At 63.0% G+C, this 19,191-nt stretch carries 18 protein-coding genes; 6 read left to right on the top strand and 12 right to left on the bottom strand.

The window, feature by feature from the left end:
* Positions 1-53: 53 nt before the first annotated feature.
* Together JQ553_RS01870 and JQ553_RS01865 are read left to right on the top strand one after the other, a co-directional pair.
* Complete coding sequence (locus tag JQ553_RS01870) at positions 54-1,163, top strand: amidohydrolase family protein (RefSeq protein WP_212498180.1); 1,110 nt, start codon at positions 54-56, stop codon at positions 1,161-1,163.
* Positions 1,164-1,577 (top strand): Rieske (2Fe-2S) protein, encoded by a 414-nt coding sequence (locus JQ553_RS01865; RefSeq protein WP_212498179.1) that lies wholly within the window; start codon positions 1,164-1,166, stop codon positions 1,575-1,577.
* Between the two features lie 122 nt (positions 1,578-1,699).
* Here JQ553_RS01865 and tcuB read toward each other — a convergent pair whose 3' ends face one another.
* The 4 genes from tcuB to JQ553_RS01845 form a co-directional block, all read right to left on the bottom strand.
* A complete protein-coding gene (gene tcuB / locus JQ553_RS01860; RefSeq protein WP_212498178.1) occupies positions 1,700-2,803 on the bottom strand; it encodes a tricarballylate utilization 4Fe-4S protein TcuB in 1,104 nt (367 codons plus the stop codon).
* 81 nt (positions 2,804-2,884) lie between these two features.
* Positions 2,885-4,285 (bottom strand): FAD-dependent tricarballylate dehydrogenase TcuA, encoded by a 1,401-nt coding sequence (tcuA, locus tag JQ553_RS01855; protein ID WP_212498177.1) that lies wholly within the window; start codon positions 4,283-4,285, stop codon positions 2,885-2,887.
* 78 nt (positions 4,286-4,363) lie between these two features.
* On the bottom strand, positions 4,364-5,674 hold the full coding sequence (locus tag JQ553_RS01850; protein ID WP_212498176.1) for an MFS transporter: 1,311 nt from the start codon (positions 5,672-5,674) through the stop codon (positions 4,364-4,366).
* Positions 5,675-5,827: 153 nt separating this feature from the next.
* The gene (locus JQ553_RS01845; RefSeq protein ID WP_212498175.1) at positions 5,828-6,727 is read right to left on the bottom strand and encodes a transcriptional regulator GcvA; all 900 of its coding nucleotides are present in this window, start codon (positions 6,725-6,727) and stop codon (positions 5,828-5,830) included.
* Between the two features lie 120 nt (positions 6,728-6,847).
* On the opposite strand from JQ553_RS01845, the gene JQ553_RS01840 reads away from it, so the two are divergent.
* Entirely contained in the window at positions 6,848-7,051 is a 204-nt protein-coding gene (locus JQ553_RS01840; RefSeq protein ID WP_212498174.1) for a DUF1127 domain-containing protein, read from the top strand.
* 71 nt (positions 7,052-7,122) lie between these two features.
* Positions 7,123-7,746, top strand: coding sequence for a GNAT family N-acetyltransferase (locus JQ553_RS01835; protein WP_212498173.1), 624 nt, complete (start codon positions 7,123-7,125; stop codon positions 7,744-7,746).
* 87 nt (positions 7,747-7,833) lie between these two features.
* Here the strand turns inward: JQ553_RS01835 and JQ553_RS01830 are convergent, their stop codons facing one another.
* Together JQ553_RS01830 and JQ553_RS01825 are read right to left on the bottom strand one after the other, a co-directional pair.
* On the bottom strand, positions 7,834-8,670 hold the full coding sequence (locus tag JQ553_RS01830) for an enoyl-CoA hydratase (RefSeq protein WP_212498172.1): 837 nt from the start codon (positions 8,668-8,670) through the stop codon (positions 7,834-7,836).
* A 158-nt stretch (positions 8,671-8,828) separates the two neighbouring features.
* Positions 8,829-9,530, bottom strand: a complete 702-nt coding sequence (locus tag JQ553_RS01825; protein WP_212498171.1) for an SDR family NAD(P)-dependent oxidoreductase — start codon at positions 9,528-9,530, stop codon at positions 8,829-8,831.
* A gap of 82 nt (positions 9,531-9,612) precedes the next feature.
* On the opposite strand from JQ553_RS01825, the gene JQ553_RS01820 reads away from it, so the two are divergent.
* Both JQ553_RS01820 and JQ553_RS01815 read left to right on the top strand, forming a co-directional pair.
* Positions 9,613-11,394, top strand: coding sequence for an acyl-CoA dehydrogenase family protein (locus tag JQ553_RS01820; protein ID WP_212498170.1), 1,782 nt, complete (start codon positions 9,613-9,615; stop codon positions 11,392-11,394).
* Positions 11,395-11,474: 80 nt separating this feature from the next.
* Complete coding sequence (locus JQ553_RS01815) at positions 11,475-12,563, top strand: Zn-dependent alcohol dehydrogenase (protein ID WP_212498169.1); 1,089 nt, start codon at positions 11,475-11,477, stop codon at positions 12,561-12,563.
* 49 nt (positions 12,564-12,612) lie between these two features.
* On the opposite strand, the gene JQ553_RS01810 is transcribed toward JQ553_RS01815, so the two are convergent.
* The 6 genes from JQ553_RS01810 to JQ553_RS01785 form a co-directional block, all read right to left on the bottom strand.
* Entirely contained in the window at positions 12,613-12,966 is a 354-nt protein-coding gene (locus tag JQ553_RS01810) for a nuclear transport factor 2 family protein (protein WP_212498168.1), read from the bottom strand.
* Positions 12,967-13,084: 118 nt separating this feature from the next.
* On the bottom strand, positions 13,085-14,557 hold the full coding sequence (locus JQ553_RS01805) for an amidase (RefSeq protein WP_212498167.1): 1,473 nt from the start codon (positions 14,555-14,557) through the stop codon (positions 13,085-13,087).
* A gap of 156 nt (positions 14,558-14,713) precedes the next feature.
* Positions 14,714-15,685 (bottom strand): iron exporter MbfA, encoded by a 972-nt coding sequence (gene mbfA / locus JQ553_RS01800; RefSeq protein ID WP_212498166.1) that lies wholly within the window; start codon positions 15,683-15,685, stop codon positions 14,714-14,716.
* A gap of 65 nt (positions 15,686-15,750) precedes the next feature.
* Complete coding sequence (locus JQ553_RS01795) at positions 15,751-16,896, bottom strand: alpha/beta fold hydrolase (protein ID WP_212498165.1); 1,146 nt, start codon at positions 16,894-16,896, stop codon at positions 15,751-15,753.
* A 353-nt stretch (positions 16,897-17,249) separates the two neighbouring features.
* Positions 17,250-17,504, bottom strand: a complete 255-nt coding sequence (locus JQ553_RS01790; RefSeq protein WP_212498164.1) for a hypothetical protein — start codon at positions 17,502-17,504, stop codon at positions 17,250-17,252.
* A 65-nt stretch (positions 17,505-17,569) separates the two neighbouring features.
* Positions 17,570-19,108 carry an acyl-CoA synthetase gene (locus JQ553_RS01785; RefSeq protein WP_212498163.1) on the bottom strand — a complete coding sequence of 513 codons (1,539 nt, stop codon included), beginning with the start codon at positions 19,106-19,108 and terminating at the stop codon, positions 17,570-17,572.
* Positions 19,109-19,191 lie beyond the last annotated feature (83 nt).

Here is a 19,191-nt window from a genome sequence, read left to right as displayed (position 1 = left end):
GGCGTCCGGTTTTCAGACCAGATCATGCCCAGGCCAAAAGAGGAGACGACGCCATGAACATCCAGCTTCGGGAACGTCCGGGAGCTTCTGCGTCAACAAGCATCAAGACCGCGATCGCCGACTGTGACATCCACCCCGCTCGCGCCGCCAAGGACGAACTGTATCCGTATCTGGCAAGGCGCTGGCACGATCATCTTGAGACCTTCGGCGTCCATGCCTATCAGGGCATGATGGAGGGGCCGCCCTATCCGAAGGCGCAGCCGAACGCCTCGCGGCGCGATGCCTATCCGCCGGAAGGCGGCCCGCAGGGCTCCTCGCTGTCCTTCATGCAGAAGCAGCATCTCGATCCGAACAATATCGCGCTCGGAGTGCTCAATCCGCTCAATACCGGGCAAGGCATTCGCAACCAGGATTTGGCGGCTGCGATCTGCTCGGCAATCAACGACTGGCAGATCGAGAAATGGACCAGCAAGGATCAGCGTCTCAAGGGCTCGGTCGTCGTTGCCAACGAGGACGGCGTGTCGGCGGCTGCCGAAATCCGCAAGCGCGCGGGTGATGCGAATTTCGTCCAGGTGCTGCTCTTGAGCCGCAACGTCGAGCCGCTCGGTCAGCGCCGCTACTGGCCGATCTATGAAGCGGCGCAGGAAGTCGGACTTCCGGTCGGGGTCCACGCCTTCGGTTTCGGCGGCAACCCGATCACCGCATCAGGTTGGCCGAGCTACTACATCGAGGAAATGGTCGGCCACTCGCAGTGCCAGCAGACCGCGCTGGCGAGCCTTGTGCTCGAAGGCGTGTTCGAGCGCTTTCCGAAACTGAAGATGGTAATGGTCGAGGCCGGCTTCGGCTGGGCGCCGTCGCTTGCCTGGCGGCTCGACAAGGTATTCGCGCGCCTGCACGCCGAAGTACCGCATCTCAAGCGCAAGCCGTCGGAGTATATCCGCGATCACATCTGGTGGACCACGCAGCCGATGGAGGATCCTGAAAGCCGCGACCATCTGTTCCAGACCATCGAATGGATCGGCTGGGACAAGCTGCTGTTCGCGACCGACTATCCGCACTGGGACTATGACGAGCCGTCGCGCGTGCTGCCGGCAGGCGTCAGCGACGCCAACAAGCAGGCATTCTATCTCGACAATGCGCGGAAGCTGTACGGTATTTCATAGATGGCGCGTCACGTGATCGCCCCGGTGGACGAGTTGCCGCCGGGCTCGCGAAAATTCCTCGAGATCGACGGCCGGCCGATCGCGGTCTTCAACGTCAAGGGCGAGTTCTTCGGCCTGTTGAACCGCTGCCCCCATCAGGGCGCAGCGCTGTGCGAGGGGCCGCTGATCGGGCTCGCCTCGTCCTCCGATCCCGGCGAGATCGAATACACAAAGCTCGGCGAGATCATTCGCTGCCCTTGGCACGGCTGGGAGTTCGACATCCGCACCGGCCAGTCCTATTGCGACCCCAAGCGCTTCCGCGCGCGCGCCTATCCGGTCAATGTCGAGCCGGGGACGAATTTGGTGAAGGGGCCATATGTCGCCGAGACCATCAAGGTTGCGGTGGAAAGCGACTACGTGGTGGTGGACTTGTAGAATTCCACCGGCGCAATGGCGAGGAGAGTGTAGGGTGGGTTAGCCGAAGGCGTAACCCACCATCGCGCACAGCCGCAAAAAGAGGTGGGTTACGCTTCGCTACTCCACCCTACATTCTAAATTCACTCTCCCATCATCTGCCGTTCCCGCGCATAGCGGACCAGCGCGACGAACCGATAGATGCCGTGCACGAACTTGCCGTAGGGCATGGTGATGAACAGCGCAAACACCACGCCGAGATGCAGCGCGAGCAGCGGGCCCATCGAGGCCGTCTCGCGCCACAGCAACAGTGCGAGGCCCGTAATGCTGGTCAGAAAGAGCATCACGATGAACGCGGTATCCATTCCCATCCGTTGCTCGTCGACCAGCACCGGATCGCGCTTCCATTTCTCGATGAGTAGCCCGATGGGACCGATCAGCAACCCGATGCCGCCGAGCGTGCCGAGCACCACGGGCAGGTCCCACCACGCATAGGGCGCCTCGCGCGCGAACAGATAATGATAGAGCGTCCCGACACAGGTTGCGGCGAAGCAAAGAACAAACCCGTAAAAAGTTAAATGATGATACAGCTTGCGTCGGTCGGTCGGCTGGTCGTCTTCGTTGAAGCAACCGACGCCGCCGCCGTCGAGATAGCGCAACTCGCCAGCGTCGCGTATCGCCTGGAAAAGCGCCTTCGCGTCGGTCGTCATGCCGACGGGCTCGCCGATGTCGCGCCAGAACGCGCGTACGCTCATCACCAGCGCAACGATGGCGTAGAGGAAGGCGGCGCCGAACAGGAGCGCCATCGCGTTGTGCGGCATCAGCCTGTAGAACGCGCCGGGTCCGGTGTGGATGCCGTAGAGCACGTCACGGTCGTTGATCGCGGCAAAGCCGAAGATGAAGGCCGCGACGCTGAGCGCAGCGACGAGACTGATGACAAGGCCGTTGCGCGCAAACGCGCCGGCAAAGGCATGTGGCCAGGCATAGGTGGCATAGGATTCGGCGCGCGCGGTCGCGAGCGTCTTCGGCACATCGACATTGAACTCGTGCGGCGGCGAGAACTGGCAATCGGTGTAGCAGGCGCCGCAAGCGTGGCAGAGATTGGCGAGATAGTTGAGGTCACCGTCGGAGAAGGCGCGGCGCATCTCCATCGCGGGAAACACCGCGCACAGCCCCTCGCAATAGCGGCAGGAGTTGCACACCGTCATCAGACGGTCGGCTTCCTGCAAGATCCTCGTTCCGTGCATTGCGATCAATTTCCACTATTTGGGCGGCGCTTACCTTCCAGCCGTGACTGGATCAGGCCAGGCGTCCCCCGGCGCGCGGTGCTAGTTCCGCGCATTCTTCGCAGCTTCCTGGCCGGCGACGCGGCCGAACACACTGCCGATGGTCATGCCGATGCCGGCGGCGTAGCCCTTGCCGAGCACGTTGCCGGCCATGATCTCGCCGGCGGCGAACATGTTGGCGGAAGGCTTGCCGTCCTTCATCAACATACGCGCCTGCCTGTTCACGCGCGTGCCGAGATAGGTAAAGGTGATGCCGGGCCGCACCGGATAGGCGAGATAGGGCGGCGTCTCGATCCTGCGCGCCCAATGCGTCTTCGGCGGCGTCAGGCCTTCGGTGCGGCAGTCGTCAAGGATGGTGTGGTCGAACGTGCCGGGCCGCACCGCTGCGTTGAAGTCGGCGATGGTCGTCTCGAGCGCCACCGGGTCGAGCTCGAGCTTGCCGGCAAGCTCGCCGATCGTGCTGCCCGCGATCGGCGGAAACAACGTCGGCATGAAGCTCGTCACCACGGTCGAGTCGAAGATGATGTAGGCGATCTGGTCGGGCTGCGCCGCGACCAGGCGGCCCCAGATCGCGTAGCGCTTCGGCCAGATGTCCTCGCCCTCGTCATAGAAGCGCTGGGCGAGCTTGTTGACGACAACGCCGAACACGACGGAGTCGTGCCGCGTGATGATGCCGCCGTCGAATTTCGGCGCCCGCGCGTCGATCGCCACGGCGTGGCACTGGGTTGGATCGCCGATCTCCTGCACGCCCTTGGCGAGCAGCATCTTCAGGATCGAACCGCGGTTATAGGGCGTGCCGCGGATCAGGAAATTGTCGGCGGCTTCGCCCCAATGCTCCTTCAGCCATTCGATGTTGGCCTCGAAGCCGCCGGCGGCCGCAACCAGCGTGGAGGCGCGCACCTCGGTCCGGCCACCGACCGGCTGCTTCAACGCAGCGGAGAGGAACATGCCATCGTCGATCTTGAGATCAATGACCTCGGCATCATAGAGGATGTCGACGCCGAGCTGCTCCGCTGTGCGATAAAGCGCGTTCAGCATCGCCCGCCCGCCGCCGAGGAAGAACGAATTGGTGCGGCCGAGGCTCAGCGTGCCGCCGAGCGAGGGCTGCCAGCGCACGCCCTGTTCGACAATCCAGTTCAGGATGTCCTTCGACTCATGGATCATGAACCTGGCCAGTTCCTCATCGGTCTGGCCGCCTGTCACCAGCAGCAGGTCCTGCCAGAATTCCTCCTCGGTGTAGGGTCCGGTGAGGATCTCGGTCGCCGCGTCATGGGCGCAGCGCATGTTGCGGGTATGGCGGGTGTTGCCGCCGCGATAGAACTTTGGTGCGCCCTCCAGCACCAGTACGGCTGCCCCGGCGCGCCTCGCGCTGATCGCCGCACAAAGCGCGGCGTTGCCGCCGCCGATCACAAGCACGTCAAATCTGCGCGTCAAATCGACCATGCGCTCTTGTTATCGTCGTTTGCACGGAAAGCAAATGGTTGGGCGGGCGAACGGCCCGCACAACCATGGCAGGGAAGATCAGGCCGCAACCGTCTCGCGCTGCTCGATGGTCTGGCCACCCCGATAGACGGTCAGCGTGGCGATAATGCCGAGGGCCGCGCCGAACATCAGCCAGTAGCAGGGCGAAGCCTTGTCGCCGGTCCTGTCGATCAGCCAGGTCGAAACGAATGGCGTGAAGGTGCCAAACAGCCCGGCCGCCAGAGCAAAAGCCAACGAGAAGCACGTGGTGCGGACATGCGCCGGCACGATCTCGACAAGGCAGCCGAGCATGGCGCCGCTGTAGACACCGAAATAGAACGAAAACATCATTTCGACCGTCAAGAGCTTGCCGAAGGACGGAGCGCTTACGAGCCAATGCAACGCCGGATAGGCCGTCACGAAGGACAGGCCGGCGATTGCCAGCAACACCGGCTTGCGGCCGAGCCGATCGGAGACCGCGCCGCCGACCGGATTCCAGATGAAGTTGGTCACGGCGACGAGCAACGTGACCAGCAGCGCGTCCTGTGTCGACAGTTTCAACACGGTCTTGCCGAAGGTTGGCGTGTAGACGGTGACGAAATAGAACGTCGTGGTGGTCAGCACCGCGATCATCATGCCCAGAATGACGATGCGCCAGTTCGCCATCGCGGAAGCAAAGACTTCGCTCGCGGACGGATGCCGCTTCATGGCGAGGAACGCCGGGGTCTCTTCCAGGGTTCGCCGCAGGAAGAAGATCACGGGAATGATGAGGCATCCGACGAAGAACGGAATGCGCCAGCCCCAGGCTGCAACCGTTGCGGCGGGCATGCTTTGGCTCAGGATGTAGCCGAGGATCGAGGCGACGAAGATCGCGACTTGCTGGCTGGCCGACTGGAACGAGGTGTAGAAGCCGCGATTGCCGGGCGTGGCAATCTCCGCGAGATAAACCGAAACGCCTCCGAGCTCGACGCCGGCGGAAAATCCCTGCAGCAGGCGGGCGATCAAGACAATGATCGGGGCGGCAACGCCGATGGTCGCGTAGGTCGGGCAGAACGCGATCACGACGGTGCCGACTGCCATGATCGAGAGCGTCACGATCAGGCCCTGGCGGCGGCCGATGCGGTCGATATAGGCACCGAGCACGATCGCGCCGACCGGGCGCATCAGGGCGCCGAGCCAGAACACGCCAAAGGCGTTGAGCAGGGCCGCGGTCTCGTTCTCGGAGGGGAAGAAGGCCTTCGCGATCGCCTGCGCATAGAAGCCGAACAGGAAGAAGTCGAATTGCTCGAGGAAATTGCCGCTGGTCGCGCGGAGGATCGCGCCGATGCGCGACTTGATTTGCGGTGTTTGCGATGAACGCGACTGCGACATAACGCCCTTTCCTCCCCATGACAAAAAGGGCTGGCGAAAACCTTGCCAGCCGAGGCAGTTACCCTGCCTGCTGCGACAATTTGGCACGCCTGCTCGGTGTGACCAACCCCGAAAACGCGCGGCAGCGTTGGAAAAAAGCCGTAGGCGGAGGTCTCAGGACGTGCCGTGGGCTGACGCGCCGAGCCATTCCCGGAAGGCCGCCAGTTTGGGTGGATCCGGCTGTCCCTGGGGAGAGACGAGATAGAAGCCGGCATCTGCAGGCAGCGTGATCTTGAAGGGAACCACGAGCCGGCCCTTGGTGATGTCGTCCCTCACGTAGGACGTGCGGCCCATGGCGACCCCGATCCCGTCGATAGCGGCCTGGATCGTCACGAAGATCAGGTCGAAAGTGACGCCGGGCTGCTTGGAAATGTCGTTTGGCAGGCCCGCCGCGGTCAGCCACAGGCGCCAGTCGTCGCTATTGGTGTTGCTGGTGTGCAGGAGTACGTGATCCCTGAGGTCTTCCGGGCATTTCAGCGGCTTGGCTCCCTGCAACAGCGATGGGCTGCAAACCGGAAACAGCTCATCGGCCATCAGCCAATCGGCACGCAGCCCGGGCCACTGGCCGCGGCCGTAGCGGATCGCGGCGTCGACCTTGTCGCGCTGGAAATCAACCAGGTTGGCCGATGTGGTGATGCGGACATCGATTCCAGGATGCGCCTCCTGGAATGCCGCGAGTCGTGGCAGCAGCCATTTGGCGGCCAGCGAGGCAAGCGTCGAGACGGTGAGCACGTGGTCGTCGTCCTTGCGCAGCAGGCGGTCGGTCGCAAGGCGCAGGTCGTTGAAGGCGGCGCGGACCCCAGGGAGGTATTCGCTGGCCTCCGGTGTCAGACTCAACGAGCGGTTCTGGCGGACGAACAGGCGGACACCAAGTTCCTCCTCCAGGCGCTTGATCTGATGGCTGATCGCGGTCTGCGTGACGTTCAATTCAGACGCGGCGAGCGTAAAGCTCATGTGCCGCGCGGCGGCCTCGAACGCCCGCAGCCCGTTCAGCGAAGGCAGCCGGCTGGTCATGTCCCTGCCACTCTCCCAGATGCATGAATTTAATTCATACGAAACGGTACAAAGTGTCGTTTGTGAACGGCTCGGATAGCACCGATATTACGGCCATCAGGTTACCGACAGGAGCCGAAAATGTCCATTTTTACACATGAATCGATGACAAATCATCATGCTCATGGCGCCTTGAACCAGCTCAGCGATACATTGCACGTCTGGTGGGACCGCTACGAGCGCCGCCGTGAGCTGGCGCAGTGGACCGAGCGCGATCTCCACGACGTTGGGCTGTCCCGGAGCGACATTGCTGCCGAGATCGAAAAGCCCTTCTGGCGGGCCTGAACGGGCCGCCGTTGCCGGCGCTGCCTCCAGAGAGGGGCGCCGGCCCATTTGGAAGCCGTGGAGAGCGTGTCATGACTGCGCTACGCCCCGATGACCTCAAGCAATATTCCGACGTGTTGCGCGCAAAGAACGGCAGCACGGTGAACGTCCGCTTTGTCGAGCCGCGCGACCGCGAGGAGCTGCAGAACTACATCCGTTCGCTTTCATCGCGCTCCCGCTACAACCGCTTTCTGGGTGCCATGAGCGAGCTACCGAAGGCGGAGCTTGAGCGCTTCATTCACGTCGGCGAGGCTGACCGGTTCACGGTGGTCGCAACCATGACGTTGGATGGGTTCGAGACCATTGTCGGCGAAGCCCGCTATGCTTTCCACGCCGACACGTCGAGCGTCGAGTTTGGACTGTCGATCGACGACCGGTGGCAGGGCTACGGCATCGGCAAGGCGCTGTTAAAGAACCTCGAATGCCGGGCGGCGTCCTTTGGAGCCGAACGCATCTTCGGCGACACGCTGCGCTCTAACGAATCGATGATCGGGCTTGCCCGCAAGTCCGGTTACGCCTTCACGAGCAATTTCGACGACTGGAAGCTGGTGCGCTTCGTGAAAGAGATCCACGTCGAACCGCAAGACATTCCCTGCGCCAGCTGGCGGCTTGCCGCCGCGTCCCGCATGGCCGCGATGTCCTCGCTTGCGGTTTGACCACTCAGCCCGGTTCTGGCCCCTCCAGAACCGGGCTTTTTTCTTCATCGAATTGATCAGTATCCCTGATCGGGCGGAAATCGATCGTCAATTGTCGTTGCCCCGAAACACCGGCTTCCTCTTTTCGATGAAGGCTTGCACCGCTTCCTTGTGGTCGGCCGTCGTGGTCAGTCGGACCAGCCGTTCGGCCTCATGATCTCGCGCAGTCGCGAAGTCGAGCAAAAGCGCCTCATCGAGGTTGTTCTTCATATAGCGCAGCGCCAGCGCCGGGCCCTCGGCCAACGATTCGGCGAGCGCGAAGGCTTCGTCCTGCAGCGCCTCGTCCGGCACGACTCGATTGACGAGGCCGATTTGCTCGCATCTCGCGGCGTCGACCTTCTCGGAAGTGAACATCAACTCGCGAGCGCGGGCGGTGCCGACGAGACGCGTGAGCAGCCAGGCGATACCATAGTCGCCGCTCAGTGCGACGCGAAGGTAGCCGGTCGAGACGAAGGCTGACCGGGCGGCGATGCGGATATCACAGGCCATCGCGAGCGCCAGGCCTGCGCCGACCGCGGGGCCGGGCAGCGCGGCAATGGTCGGCTTGCGCACCGAGGCGAGCGCGCCGGTGAGCAGACGCTGGCGCTCCTGCAAATCGGCCACCTTGTCCTCATAGGACATTTCGAGCTTTTTCTTGTCGCGGTGCGCGCCCATTCCCTTGACGTTGCCGCCGGCACAGAACGCCTGACCGGCCCCCGTGATGAGGAGTGCGCCTACCTCCGTGTTCTCGCCGCAGGTCCGGATCATCGTACGCAGTGCCGGGGTCAAATGATCCGACAGCGCGTTGCGCGCTTCAGGACGGTTCAGCGTGATGATGGCGACCCGGTCGCGGATCACGCAGAGCAGCTCCTCGGTGCCGGTGTCGATGATGGTGTCGCTGGTCATGTTGGCTCATTTTGTTCATCGTCATTGCGAGGAGCGATAGCGACGAAGCAATCCATCCTGCCGCTTGTGATGACATCGATTGCTTCGCTCCGCTCGCAATGACGAATGCGGCCGACGGAAGTACCCCATCCTACGCCAGTTGCATGATGTTGGTCATCTCAAAACTTCTCTACCCATGGCCGCAATTCAAGCTCCCAGCTCCAGGCGCTGCGCGGTTGTTGCAGCACGTTCCAGTAGCTCTGCGCAATGGCGTCGGGATCGAGCATCGAGTCCGGGCGGTCGGCGGGTTCGGTGCGGGTCTGGCTGCGGATGCCGCCGTCGATCACGAAATGCGCGACATGGATTCCCTGCGGCGACAATTCGCGCGCCATGCTTTGCGCCAGACCGCGCAGCGCAAACTTGCCCATCGCGAACGGCGCCGACTGCGCATAGCCCTTCACGCTGGCGGAGGCGCCGGTGAACAGGATCGCGCCCCTTTTGTTCGGCAGCATGCGCTTTGCCGCCTGTTGCGCCACCAGAAAGCCGCCGAAGGCACTGACCGCGATCGCCTGCTCGACTTCCGCCGGCACCAGCTCGACAAACGGCCCGCGGGAGCGGCCGCTGGCATTGTAGACCACGAGGTCAGGCGTCCCGATTTCGCGTTCCACCAGGCCGAACAGCCGCTCGACGTCGCCGGCCTTGGTCGTGTCGCAGGCATAGGCGCGCGCACCGGTTTCGGTGCAGAGCGCGCCCAGCTTCTCGACGCTGCGGGCGGCCAGCGCCACGCGAATTCCCTCCCGTGAAAATAGCCGCGCGAGCGACGCGCTGAGGCCCTCGCCGGCGCCGACGATCAGGGCGATCTTGTATTTTGGCATGTCCATGGATTGTCCTTTGGGCTTTCCTTGCTCCGCCGGTGGGGCGTAGTGTCACACGAAGAGATGAGAAAGCGAACAAGAGAATTCAATGCAGCCACGCAAGCATGATCGTCAGGCCTCCGCGGCCGGCCAGCCCGGGTTGCTCGCCCCCGACACCACGGGAATGAACTTTTATCGCGCAGATCCGGCGCTGGCGGATCTCCTGAAGCTGCACCTGCCGGACGCGTTGTTCCGCCACATCGAGCCGCATCTCGATCGGCTCGGCGAGCTTGCTGGCGGCTATCTCGACGAATGCGCGCGCCTCGCCGACCGGCACACGCCGGTGCTGCACCAGCGCGACAAGTTCGGCCGCGACGTCCAGCATATCGAATATCACCCAGCCTATCGCGAACTCGAGAAGGCCGCATTCGGCGAGTTCGGCATTCACGCCCTTTCGATCCGCAAGGGCATCATGGGCTGGCCGGACAAATATCCAGTGGTGGCAAAACATGCTTTCACCTTCCTGTTCAACCAGACCGAATTCGGCATGGGTTGTCCCATCAACGTCACCGACGGTTGCGCGAAGCTGCTCGCGAATTTCGGCAGTGAGGCACTGAAAGCGAAATATCTGGATAGTCTGACGCAGACCGACATGAGCAAGCTGACACAGGGCGGCCAGTTCATGACGGAGAAGGAGGGAGGCTCCGACGTCGGCACGCTGACGACGTCAGCCGTGCAAGAGGGCGATCACTGGCGGCTCTACGGCGAGAAATGGTTCTGCTCGAACGCCGATGCCAAGGTGGTGATGCTGCTGGCGCGGCCCGAGGGAGCGGGGCCCGGTACCCGTGGCGTCGGCCTGTTCCTGATGCCGCGCTTCCTCGATGACGGCACGCAGAACGACTACCGGATCGTTCGTCTCAAGGACAAGCTCGGCACCCGTTCGATGGCCTCAGGCGAGATCAAGTTCGATGGCGCGATCGCCTATGCCGTCGGCAAGCTCGATCGCGGTTTCGTGCAGATGGCGGAGATGGTGAATTCCTCGCGGCTGTCCAACGGCGTGAAGTCAACCGCGCTGATGCGCCGCGCCTGGCATGATGCAATGACCGTGGCAAAGGGGCGAGTGGTGTTCGGAAGCCGCATCGTTGATCTGCCGCTGGCGCGGCGGCAATTGATGAAGATCATGCTGCCGACCGAGCAGGCGCTATCGATGAGTTTTCTGACTGCCGACGCGCTCGATCGCGCAGAGGCCGGCAGCCAGGATGCCGCTGCGCTGCTCCGCATCCTGACGCCGACGCTGAAATTCCGCGCCACCCGCGATGCCCGCAAGGTCTGCGGCGATGCGATGGAGATGCGAGGTGGTATCGGCTACATCGAGGAATTCGTGACGCCGCGCCTTTTGCGCGATGCTCATCTCGGGTCGATCTGGGAAGGCACCGGCAACATCGTCGCGATCGACGCGCTCAAGCGGGCGGTCGGCCGTCACGGTGCGGACAGCGCGCTCGCGGCCGATTTGCATGCGCGTCTCGACGACAGCGCCAATGTGCCGGAGGGGTGGCGCAACCGGCTGCGCGACCTCAGCGACCGCGCGATCGTCTTCGCGCGCGAGGTCGCGGGCGGCACGGACAACGAGGCCGACGCGCGGCGCGCAACCAGCCTGCTCTATCATGTCGCAAGCGCAGTGGCGCTGGCATGGGAAGGCGGACGCATCCACGAGATACGCGGAGATGCGCGCAGGCTGTTGTTGTCGCGAATGGTGATCGATCATCGTGTTCAGCTCGCCGATCCGTTCCGGCTAACGGAAAATACCGCTCAGCGCACGATAACGACGCATTTGCTCGGCGATCGCGCCGTCGGCATGGCCGAGGTTGGCGAATTGCTGGCGGCAGCGTAAGCTTTCAGTCTGGGCCGTCATCTCTCCCTTCGGGAGAGGTGACGAACGTGCATAATAAAAAAACGCGAGAGGAAATTCCCATGAAGGCTGCCGTCCTGCATGAGGTCAACAAACCGCTGGTGATCGAGGATGTCAGCGTGCCCAATCCCGGGCCGCGCGAAGTCCTGATCCGCACAGCGGTCGCAGGCCTTTGCCATTCCGACCTGCACTTTATGGAGGGGCTTTATCCGCATCCGTTACCGGCCGTGCTCGGCCATGAATCGGCCGGCGTGGTCGAGAAGGTCGGCTCCGACGTCAATTATGTGAGGCCGGGCGATCACGTCGTCACCTGCCTGTCGGTATTCTGCGGCACCTGCGACAATTGCACCACCGGCCGCACCGTGCTGTGCACGGATACCACGGTGAAGATGCTGCCGGGCGCCTCCAATCGATTGTCCTGGAGCCGGCCGGAGAAGCTCAACCAGTTCCTCAATCTCTCCTCCTTCGCCGAGCAGATGCTGGTGCACGAGAACGCCATCGTGAAGATCCGGAAGGAGATGCCGCTCGATCTCGCGGCGCTGATCGGCTGCGGCGTCATCACCGGCTATGGCGCGGTAGTGAACACCGCCAAGGTGACCGCAGGCGAGACGGTGGCGGTAATCGGCTGCGGCGGCGTCGGCATGGCCGCGATCAACGGCGCGCAGATCGCGGGCGCCGGCCGCATCATCGCGATCGATACCAATCCGGCCAAGCTGCAGCTTGCTACCAAGCTTGGGGCCACCGACATCATCGATCCCGCGCGCGGCGACGTCGTGCAGCAGGTGCGTGAGCTCACCGGCGGCGGCGTGCAGCATTCGTTCGAGGTGCTTGGTCGCAAGGAAACCGCCGAACAGGCGTTCGGAATGCTGGCGCCCGGCGGCACCGCGACCATCGTCGGCATGATCCCGTTCGGCCAGAAGATCGAGCTGCATGGTTTTGATTTCCTGCGCGAGCGCAAGATCCAGGGCTCATCGATGGGCTCCAACCACTTCCGCGTCGACATGCCGCGCCTCATTGATTTCTACATGCGCGGCAAGTTGCATTTGGAGGATTGGATCTCGGCCAAACTGAAGCTTTCCGAGATCAACGAAGGCTTTGCCAACATGAAGGCCGGCAAGACCGTGCGCAGCGTGATCGTGTTTGACAGCTAAGCATTCCCTCAACCTCTCCTCGCTCTCTTTTGCGAGGAGAGGTTGAAAACTAACGCGCCACATGCGCGGACACGGCAAGCCATTTTCCATCCTGCTTTGCCCAGCAATCGGTGTAGCGGCCATGCGCCGGCTTGCCGTCTGCGTCGATGTAGCTGGTTTGGGCGTGGATGATGGCGAAATCACCGAAAATGCGGATTATGACGTCCTCGGCTTTCAGAGCCTTGATCTTCACCGGGATCGCCGTCTGCTTCAGAAAGGCGGGGCGATCGACAAAGCTCTTGTCGGGATTGGTGCAGTAGAAATCCTGGGCGAGGATTTCGTCAAAGCGTTTGACGTCGCAGTTCTGAACCGAGTCGACATAATCCTTGTTGAGCCTCGTGAGTTCGTCGATATCCTTGCTCATTGCCGCTTCTCCCAGCTTCTCATTTCGTCATTGCGAGCGGAGCGAACTATCCATCGCCTTTGCGGACGGTGGATATTTGGATCGCTTCGCATCGCCCGCAGTGACGGCGAGATCTCAATCAATCGTCAAACATCTTCGGCGGCACAAAACCACCGAATTCGCGCTCGATCAGTTCCGCGAGTTTCAAGGGCGTGCGATCTTCGAGCCACGGGCCGACGATCTGAACGCCGATCGGCAGCCCGTCGGGCGCAAATCCGGTCGGGATCGCGGTTGACGGCAAGCCCGGCAGGGTGGCGATGCCGGGCCAGGCGAGCTGGTCGGGATACACGTATGGCTTGCCGTCGATCAGGATGAGTCGTTGCTCCTGGTCGGGCGAATGATCGTGCGGATAGGCCGGCGTCGGCATGATCGGGCAGATCACTGCATCGAACGCCTTGAACAGCTCGCGCCATTGCGCCCGCAGCCGCGTTCGTCCGACACTCGCCACGACCCAGTCGCGATGGCTGAGCGCGCAGCCGCGCAGGCGCTCGGCCTGAAGACGGGTGTCGCTGGCCGGCAACGCCGCGGCCGCGGCCACCGCGCCGGCATAGACCTCGGGCGTGAAGCCCGCGGCGAGTAACGACAGCAGCATCCGCATATAGAGCCGCGAGGACGCCGCGAAATCTGGCAGCAGTGGGCTCGAGCGGGAGACCTTGGCGCCGGCTCTGTCGAGGTTGCTTGCGAGCTTGTCGATCATGCCACGGACCGTCTTGTCGGTCGGTAGCACCGGGTCGGTGTCGATAACGAGGATGCGGAAATCCTTCAGGTCGGCGTGACGCGCGGCCGGCAGTTCGAGGTGATAGGCCTTGCCGGCTTCCAGCGGATCGGGGTCGGCCATGACGTCGAGCAGCAGCGAGAGGTCGGCCGCGCCGCGAGCCATCGGACCGATCACGGCCAGATCACGCTCGTATGGAAGCGGTGGCGCCGGCGGCGCTGTGTGACCGCGCGACGGCACCAGCGCAAAGGTCGGCTTGTGCGCATAGATGCCGCAGTGGAACGCCGGCACGCGCAGCGAGCCGCCGATGTCGGAGCCGAGCGACAGCGCCCCATAGCCCGCGGCAAGCGCCGCCGACGATCCGCCGGAGGAGCCGCCCGGCGTGCGCCCGAGATCGTAGGGGTTGTTGGTGACGCCGTAGACATCGTTGTAGCTCTGCCAGTCGGCGAGGCCGACCGGTACATTGGTCTTGGCGAGGATCACGCCACCGGCGTCCTTCACCCGAGTGATTGGCAACGCGTCCTCGGTTGGCGTGAAATCCTTCTGCGCTGGCTGGCCCCACGTCGTCGGCAATCCTGCGACATTGTAGGATTCCTTCACGGTCACGGGGATGCCGAGCAGCGGCCTGTGCTCGCCGCGCGCAATCGCGGCGTCCGCGGCTCGCGCGGCGGCAAGCCCGCGTTCGAAATCTCGCACGCAAATCGCGTTAACCTTATCGTCATGTCGTTCGATGCGACCGATCGCGTCCTCCGCGAGCTCGACGGCGGAGACTTGCTTCGCCCTCAGTGCCGCCGACAGTTCGACGGCGGTTTTGAAACTCCATTGCGATTTGACCACGGCGTACTCCCCTTTTGTTGTTGTCTGGATGATGCGCAGTTTGTCCGGGCCTCGCAAGCGCTGCGCGATCGACGCATGCCTGCGAAGCCTTCACGGCGTAGCCGTCAATAGGGATGATGGAGCCGTTTTGCTTGACTGGAATTGCGGCGCGCGAGACTACGCCGCGCCGATCAATATCCCGACACCGAGCACGATCGCCCCGCCCAGCACGATCTGGAATACGGCTTGCAGGAACGGCGTATCCATGTAGCGCGCGCGGATGAAGGCGATCGCCCACAATTCGAAGAACACGACGATCCCGGCGATCGCGGTCGCGATCCAGAACGCGTTCGGCCACGCATCTGGAACGAGATACGGAATCGTGTGACCGAGCCCGCCGAGCGTCGTCATCAGTCCGCAGGTCAGGCCGCGCAGCCAGGGCGAGCCGCGCCCGGTCAGCGAGCCGTCGTCGGACAGCGCCTCAGCGAAGCCCATGCTGATGCCGGCGCCGATCGAGGCCGCAAGCCCGACCAGGAAGGTCGCCCAGTTCTGATGGGTGGCAAAGGCGGCGGCGAACAGCGGTGCCAGCGTCGACACCGATCCGTCCATCAAGCCGGCAAGACCCGGCTGCACGTATTGCAGCACGAACATCCGCCGGCGCGTACGGTCTTCCTCCGCGCGCACGTCGGGCCTGAGAATCTCGCCGGTGAGTTTGACCGCGAGCTTCTCATGGCTTCGCTCTTCGTCGGCGAGATCACCGAGCAGGCGGCGCACGCCGACATCCTCGGCCTTCTCCGCCGCCTTCGCATAGAAGCGCTCTGCCTCCAACTCCATGGTCTCGACTTCCTTCCGGATGGTGTCGAGCGGCAGGTTCTTGGTGAGCCAGATCGGACGGCGACGCAGAAAACCTCTGACATCCTCGCGCCGGATCGGTGGCAAATGCGGGCCGAACCGCTGCTCGTAGGTTTCGAGCAGCCGGTGGCGATGGCCGCGCTCCTCCTCGGCCATCTCCTCGAAGATCTTCGCTGTATCGGGATAGCGAGCGGACAGATCCTCCGCGAAGGTCATATAGATGCGGCTGTCTTCCTCTTCCGAGGCAATCGCGACCGCCAGTACCTCGCGCTCTGTCAGATCGGCGAAATTCTTCACGCGGCGCCTATAGTTTAGAATTAGAATAATTCTAAACTATAGAAAAGCTATCGTCTTAGGTCAATTCACTTCGCCTCGCCCAGAAATGCGAGCAGCAGACGGTTCACTGCCTCCGGCTGTTCCTGCTGCACCCAGTGGCCGGCGCCATCGACCAGATGGCAGCCGATCATCTTCGTGCAGGCTCTGGTCTGCATCGTCTCGTACACGCCGGGTCGCTGATAGGTGCCCCAGTCCTGTTTCCCGGAGATGAAGGCGGAAGGCACGTCGATGGTGCGGCCCGACCAGGTCTGCAATTCCGGCACGAACGCGCCCGAGGTCCCGCAGCGATACCATTGCAGCCCGCCCTGGAATCCCGTGCGCTGATATTCGGCGCTGTAATAGGCGAGGTCACCCTCTGGCAACCACCTGTTGGCGGCGATCGCCTCGCGCGACGGCATCTCGTCGGCGACCGTCGCCGGCATGTCGCGGGCGAGATCCATGATGTAGTAGGTCGGCAATTTCGCGAGCTCAGCCGCCGACCACGATTGCAGCGGATAGGGCCTGTTGTCCGGCCAGTCCGCGCTCTTGTGATGGTAGTAGGCGCGAAGGAACTCGTGCACGCCTTGCGGCGCGCGGTGCATGTCGCCATTGGCTTCGCGTGTCGAATAGTACCACTGGTAATGCTTGCGCGGCCGCGGCAATGCAGCGAGCTCGCGATGCACGGGATCCACGGCGGCGGACCTTGCCGGTCCATTCACGGTGTTGAACGGCAGCGATGGCGTTCCCGCGAATGGCGCGCTCATCATGACAACCTTGCGGAACACGTCCGGTCGGATCAACGCGCACCACGCCGCGACCGATGAGCCGAAATCGTGCCCGATCACGGCGTCGACGTTCTTGTGGCCGAACGCCGCAACCAGCCCGAGCATATCGCGCACGAGATTGGGCAGGCGGAACGATGCGAGATTGCCGTCATAATCCGGATCCCATCCCGTCGTGCGTCCGTAACCACGCTGGTCCGGCGCGATCACGTGATAGCCGGCCGCTGCCAGCGTCGGCATCACCTTGCGCCAGGAGAAGGCAAGTTCGGGGAAGCCGTGCAGCAGCAGAAGGCAGGGCCGACCAGATGTTTCAAAGCCCGCCTCCAGCACATGCATGCGCAGGCCGTTGATGCCATCGACGTAACGCGAGCGGATGGAGGAGGGGAGGGGGACGTCGGGGAGAACTTCCATCTTGCAAACCTCCTGGATCAGCATCGCCGCAGATGCAGCGCACCTGACACTACGTCGGCGGCTGCTGAATGCTACCTATGCTTGGTCTGTCGCCTCGGAAAAAACCGAGAGCTTCCGGCCATTAATCCCTAGGTCCGTCGAACGATAGCAACTTTGTTCAAGGAATGCAGGCCGCATGCCTTGCTCAAGGATTGCGACCTCGTCTCGATAAGTCTCGCGTCTCAGCGTGATGATAACGGCCGCAAGCCTGGTTTTTGCTTCCATCGCCTTTGCGGCGGAGATGAAGGATCATCTGACCGAACGAAAGCCCCCGCGCTCATCCAGGCGAGATCCTGTGGGACGGCGATGTCGCGTCAGTTGCCGGCGGCCAGTTGTTTCATCGCCTCGGCTGGAGGCTGCTTGGCGTGAGGCGCACGCGTCATCCAGTGCAGATACTTGCCGGGTTCGCGACCTTCGATAACTCGCCATGTCCAGGCCATCGCCCGAACAACGTTGCCGTCCCGGTCTGCGAGCCAGATGCGACCGGCACCGACGGGTATGGGAGTTTGTTCGATCTGTTTCCAGGCTTCGTCGTCTGAAGCTTTCTTGAACCGATTCCAGAAAGCCATGAGACCCTCGCATCCGGCATCCGCAGACCCGGATATAGCTCAGCGGTTCTCATTTTCCATAGCCTTCACGCTTTCGCGATCTGCCAGTAGCGGTCACGAAGGTGGCGCTTGACCAGCTTGCCGGTCGGCGTGCGCGGCAGCTCGGCTTCGAAGTCGATGCTCTTCGGGCATTTGATCGGCGACAGATGTTTTCGGCAGAAGGCAATCAGCTCGAGCTCCAGCTCCGTGCCGGCCCTGGCCATGTCGTGCGGCTGCACCACCGCCTTGACCTCTTCGCCCATCTCCTCGTTCGGCACGCCGAACACCGCGACGTCGGCAACATCAGGATGGGTGATCAGCACATCCTCGGTCTCCTGCGGATAGATGTTCACCCCGCCGGATATGATCATGTAGCTCTTGCGGTCGGTGAGGTAGAGGAAGCCCTCTTCGTCGAGATAGCCGACGTCACCGAGCGTCGACCAGCCCTTCGCGTTGTAGGCGCGCTTCGTCTTTTCGGGATCGTTGTGATAGGTGAACGCCGGCGCGTCGGCGAAATAGACCTGGCCGATCTGCCGGAGAGGCACCTCCTGATCGTTTTCGTCGAGGATCTTGACCTTGCCGACCACGGCACGACCGACCGTGCCGCGATGGTTGAGCCATTGCTGCGAGGTCGAGACGGTCACGCCGTTACCCTCCGAACCCGCGTAATACTCGATCAGGATCGGTCCCCACCATTCGATCATCCTGGCCTTCACGTCGATCGGGCAGGGGGCCGCGGCGTGGATCGCGCCCTTCAGCGAAGAGACGTTGTAGCGGGCGCGCACCTCGTCGGGCAGCTTCAGCATGCGCACGAACATGGTGGGCACCAGCTGCGACTGCGTCACCTTGCGCTTCTCGACCTGCTTCAGGAATTCCTCGGCGTCGAAATGCTCCATGATGATGGAGGTGCCGCCGAGCACCGTCGCCATCATGTTGAAGCGCAGGGGCGCGGCATGATAGAGCGGAGCCGGCGACAGATAGATGCTGTCGGCGTTCATGCCGCACATGTCGGCGCACAGGACGCGCAGGAACGGGTTCGGCACGTCGATCCGGTCGCCCTCGAACTGCTTCTTGATGCCCTTCGGCCGGCCGGTGGTGCCGGAGGAATAGAGCATGTCGTAGCCCGCGATCTCGTCGGCGATCGGTGTGGTCGGTTGCGCGCCGGCCTCCCTGTCGTAGGAGCGGAAGCCCGGCGCGGGCTCGTCCATCATGTAAAACAGCGGGTCGCCGGGCTCGCCTTTGACCAGATCCCTGACCTTGTCGGCGCACTGCGGCGTGGTGATGAAGACCCGTGCGCCGCAATCCTTCACGATGTAGGCGATCTCGTCCTGCGTCAGATAGCGGCTTATCGCGGTGTAGTAGAGTCCCGAGCGCTGCGCTGCCCAGCAGATCTCCATGAAGGCAAGGCGGTTTTCCATCAAGAGCGCAATGTGGTCGCCGGCCTTCAGGCCGAGCGAGCGGAACAGATGCGCCCCCTGGTTCGAGAGCCCCTCGAGCTCGCGATAGGTGATCGCCTTGCCGCTGCCCGCCATCTGGTAGGCGATCTTGTCGGGCGTATTGCGGGCGTGGATGGAGGGGTGGGTCATCGCGTTTCCTCACGCGAATAGCGAGTAGCGAATGGCGAATAGGGACATCTTCCGTGCTCTCTATTCGCCACCCACTCCTCGCT

Source organism: Bradyrhizobium lablabi, from assembly GCF_018131005.1.
In the GTDB taxonomy this organism is placed as follows: domain Bacteria; phylum Pseudomonadota; class Alphaproteobacteria; order Rhizobiales; family Xanthobacteraceae; genus Bradyrhizobium; species Bradyrhizobium lablabi_D.
This window is presented reverse-complemented; position numbering and strand designations above follow the sequence as displayed.

Bases quoted from the DNA above. Each gene is read 5' to 3' on its own strand.
- JQ553_RS01790 (WP_212498164.1), bottom strand. From the start codon at position 17,504: ATGGCTTTCTGGAATCGGTTCAAGAAAGCTTCAGACGACGAAGCCTGG.
- JQ553_RS01845 (WP_212498175.1), bottom strand. From the start codon at position 6,727: ATGACCAGCCGGCTGCCTTCGCTGAACGGGCTGCGGGCGTTCGAGGCC.
- JQ553_RS01785 (WP_212498163.1), bottom strand. From the start codon at position 19,108: ATGACCCACCCCTCCATCCACGCCCGCAATACGCCCGACAAGATCGCC.
- JQ553_RS01850 (WP_212498176.1), bottom strand. From the start codon at position 5,674: ATGTCGCAGTCGCGTTCATCGCAAACACCGCAAATCAAGTCGCGCATC.
- JQ553_RS01795 (WP_212498165.1), bottom strand. From the start codon at position 16,896: ATGGAAGTTCTCCCCGACGTCCCCCTCCCCTCCTCCATCCGCTCGCGT.
- JQ553_RS01815 (WP_212498169.1), top strand. From the start codon at position 11,475: ATGAAGGCTGCCGTCCTGCATGAGGTCAACAAACCGCTGGTGATCGAG.
- JQ553_RS01865 (WP_212498179.1), top strand. From the start codon at position 1,164: ATGGCGCGTCACGTGATCGCCCCGGTGGACGAGTTGCCGCCGGGCTCG.
- JQ553_RS01810 (WP_212498168.1), bottom strand. From the start codon at position 12,966: ATGAGCAAGGATATCGACGAACTCACGAGGCTCAACAAGGATTATGTC.
- JQ553_RS01835 (WP_212498173.1), top strand. From the start codon at position 7,123: ATGACTGCGCTACGCCCCGATGACCTCAAGCAATATTCCGACGTGTTG.
- JQ553_RS01825 (WP_212498171.1), bottom strand. From the start codon at position 9,530: ATGGACATGCCAAAATACAAGATCGCCCTGATCGTCGGCGCCGGCGAG.
- JQ553_RS01830 (WP_212498172.1), bottom strand. From the start codon at position 8,670: ATGACCAGCGACACCATCATCGACACCGGCACCGAGGAGCTGCTCTGC.
- JQ553_RS01820 (WP_212498170.1), top strand. From the start codon at position 9,613: ATGCAGCCACGCAAGCATGATCGTCAGGCCTCCGCGGCCGGCCAGCCC.
- JQ553_RS01840 (WP_212498174.1), top strand. From the start codon at position 6,848: ATGTCCATTTTTACACATGAATCGATGACAAATCATCATGCTCATGGC.
- tcuB (WP_212498178.1), bottom strand. From the start codon at position 2,803: ATGCACGGAACGAGGATCTTGCAGGAAGCCGACCGTCTGATGACGGTG.
- tcuA (WP_212498177.1), bottom strand. From the start codon at position 4,285: ATGGTCGATTTGACGCGCAGATTTGACGTGCTTGTGATCGGCGGCGGC.
- JQ553_RS01870 (WP_212498180.1), top strand. From the start codon at position 54: ATGAACATCCAGCTTCGGGAACGTCCGGGAGCTTCTGCGTCAACAAGC.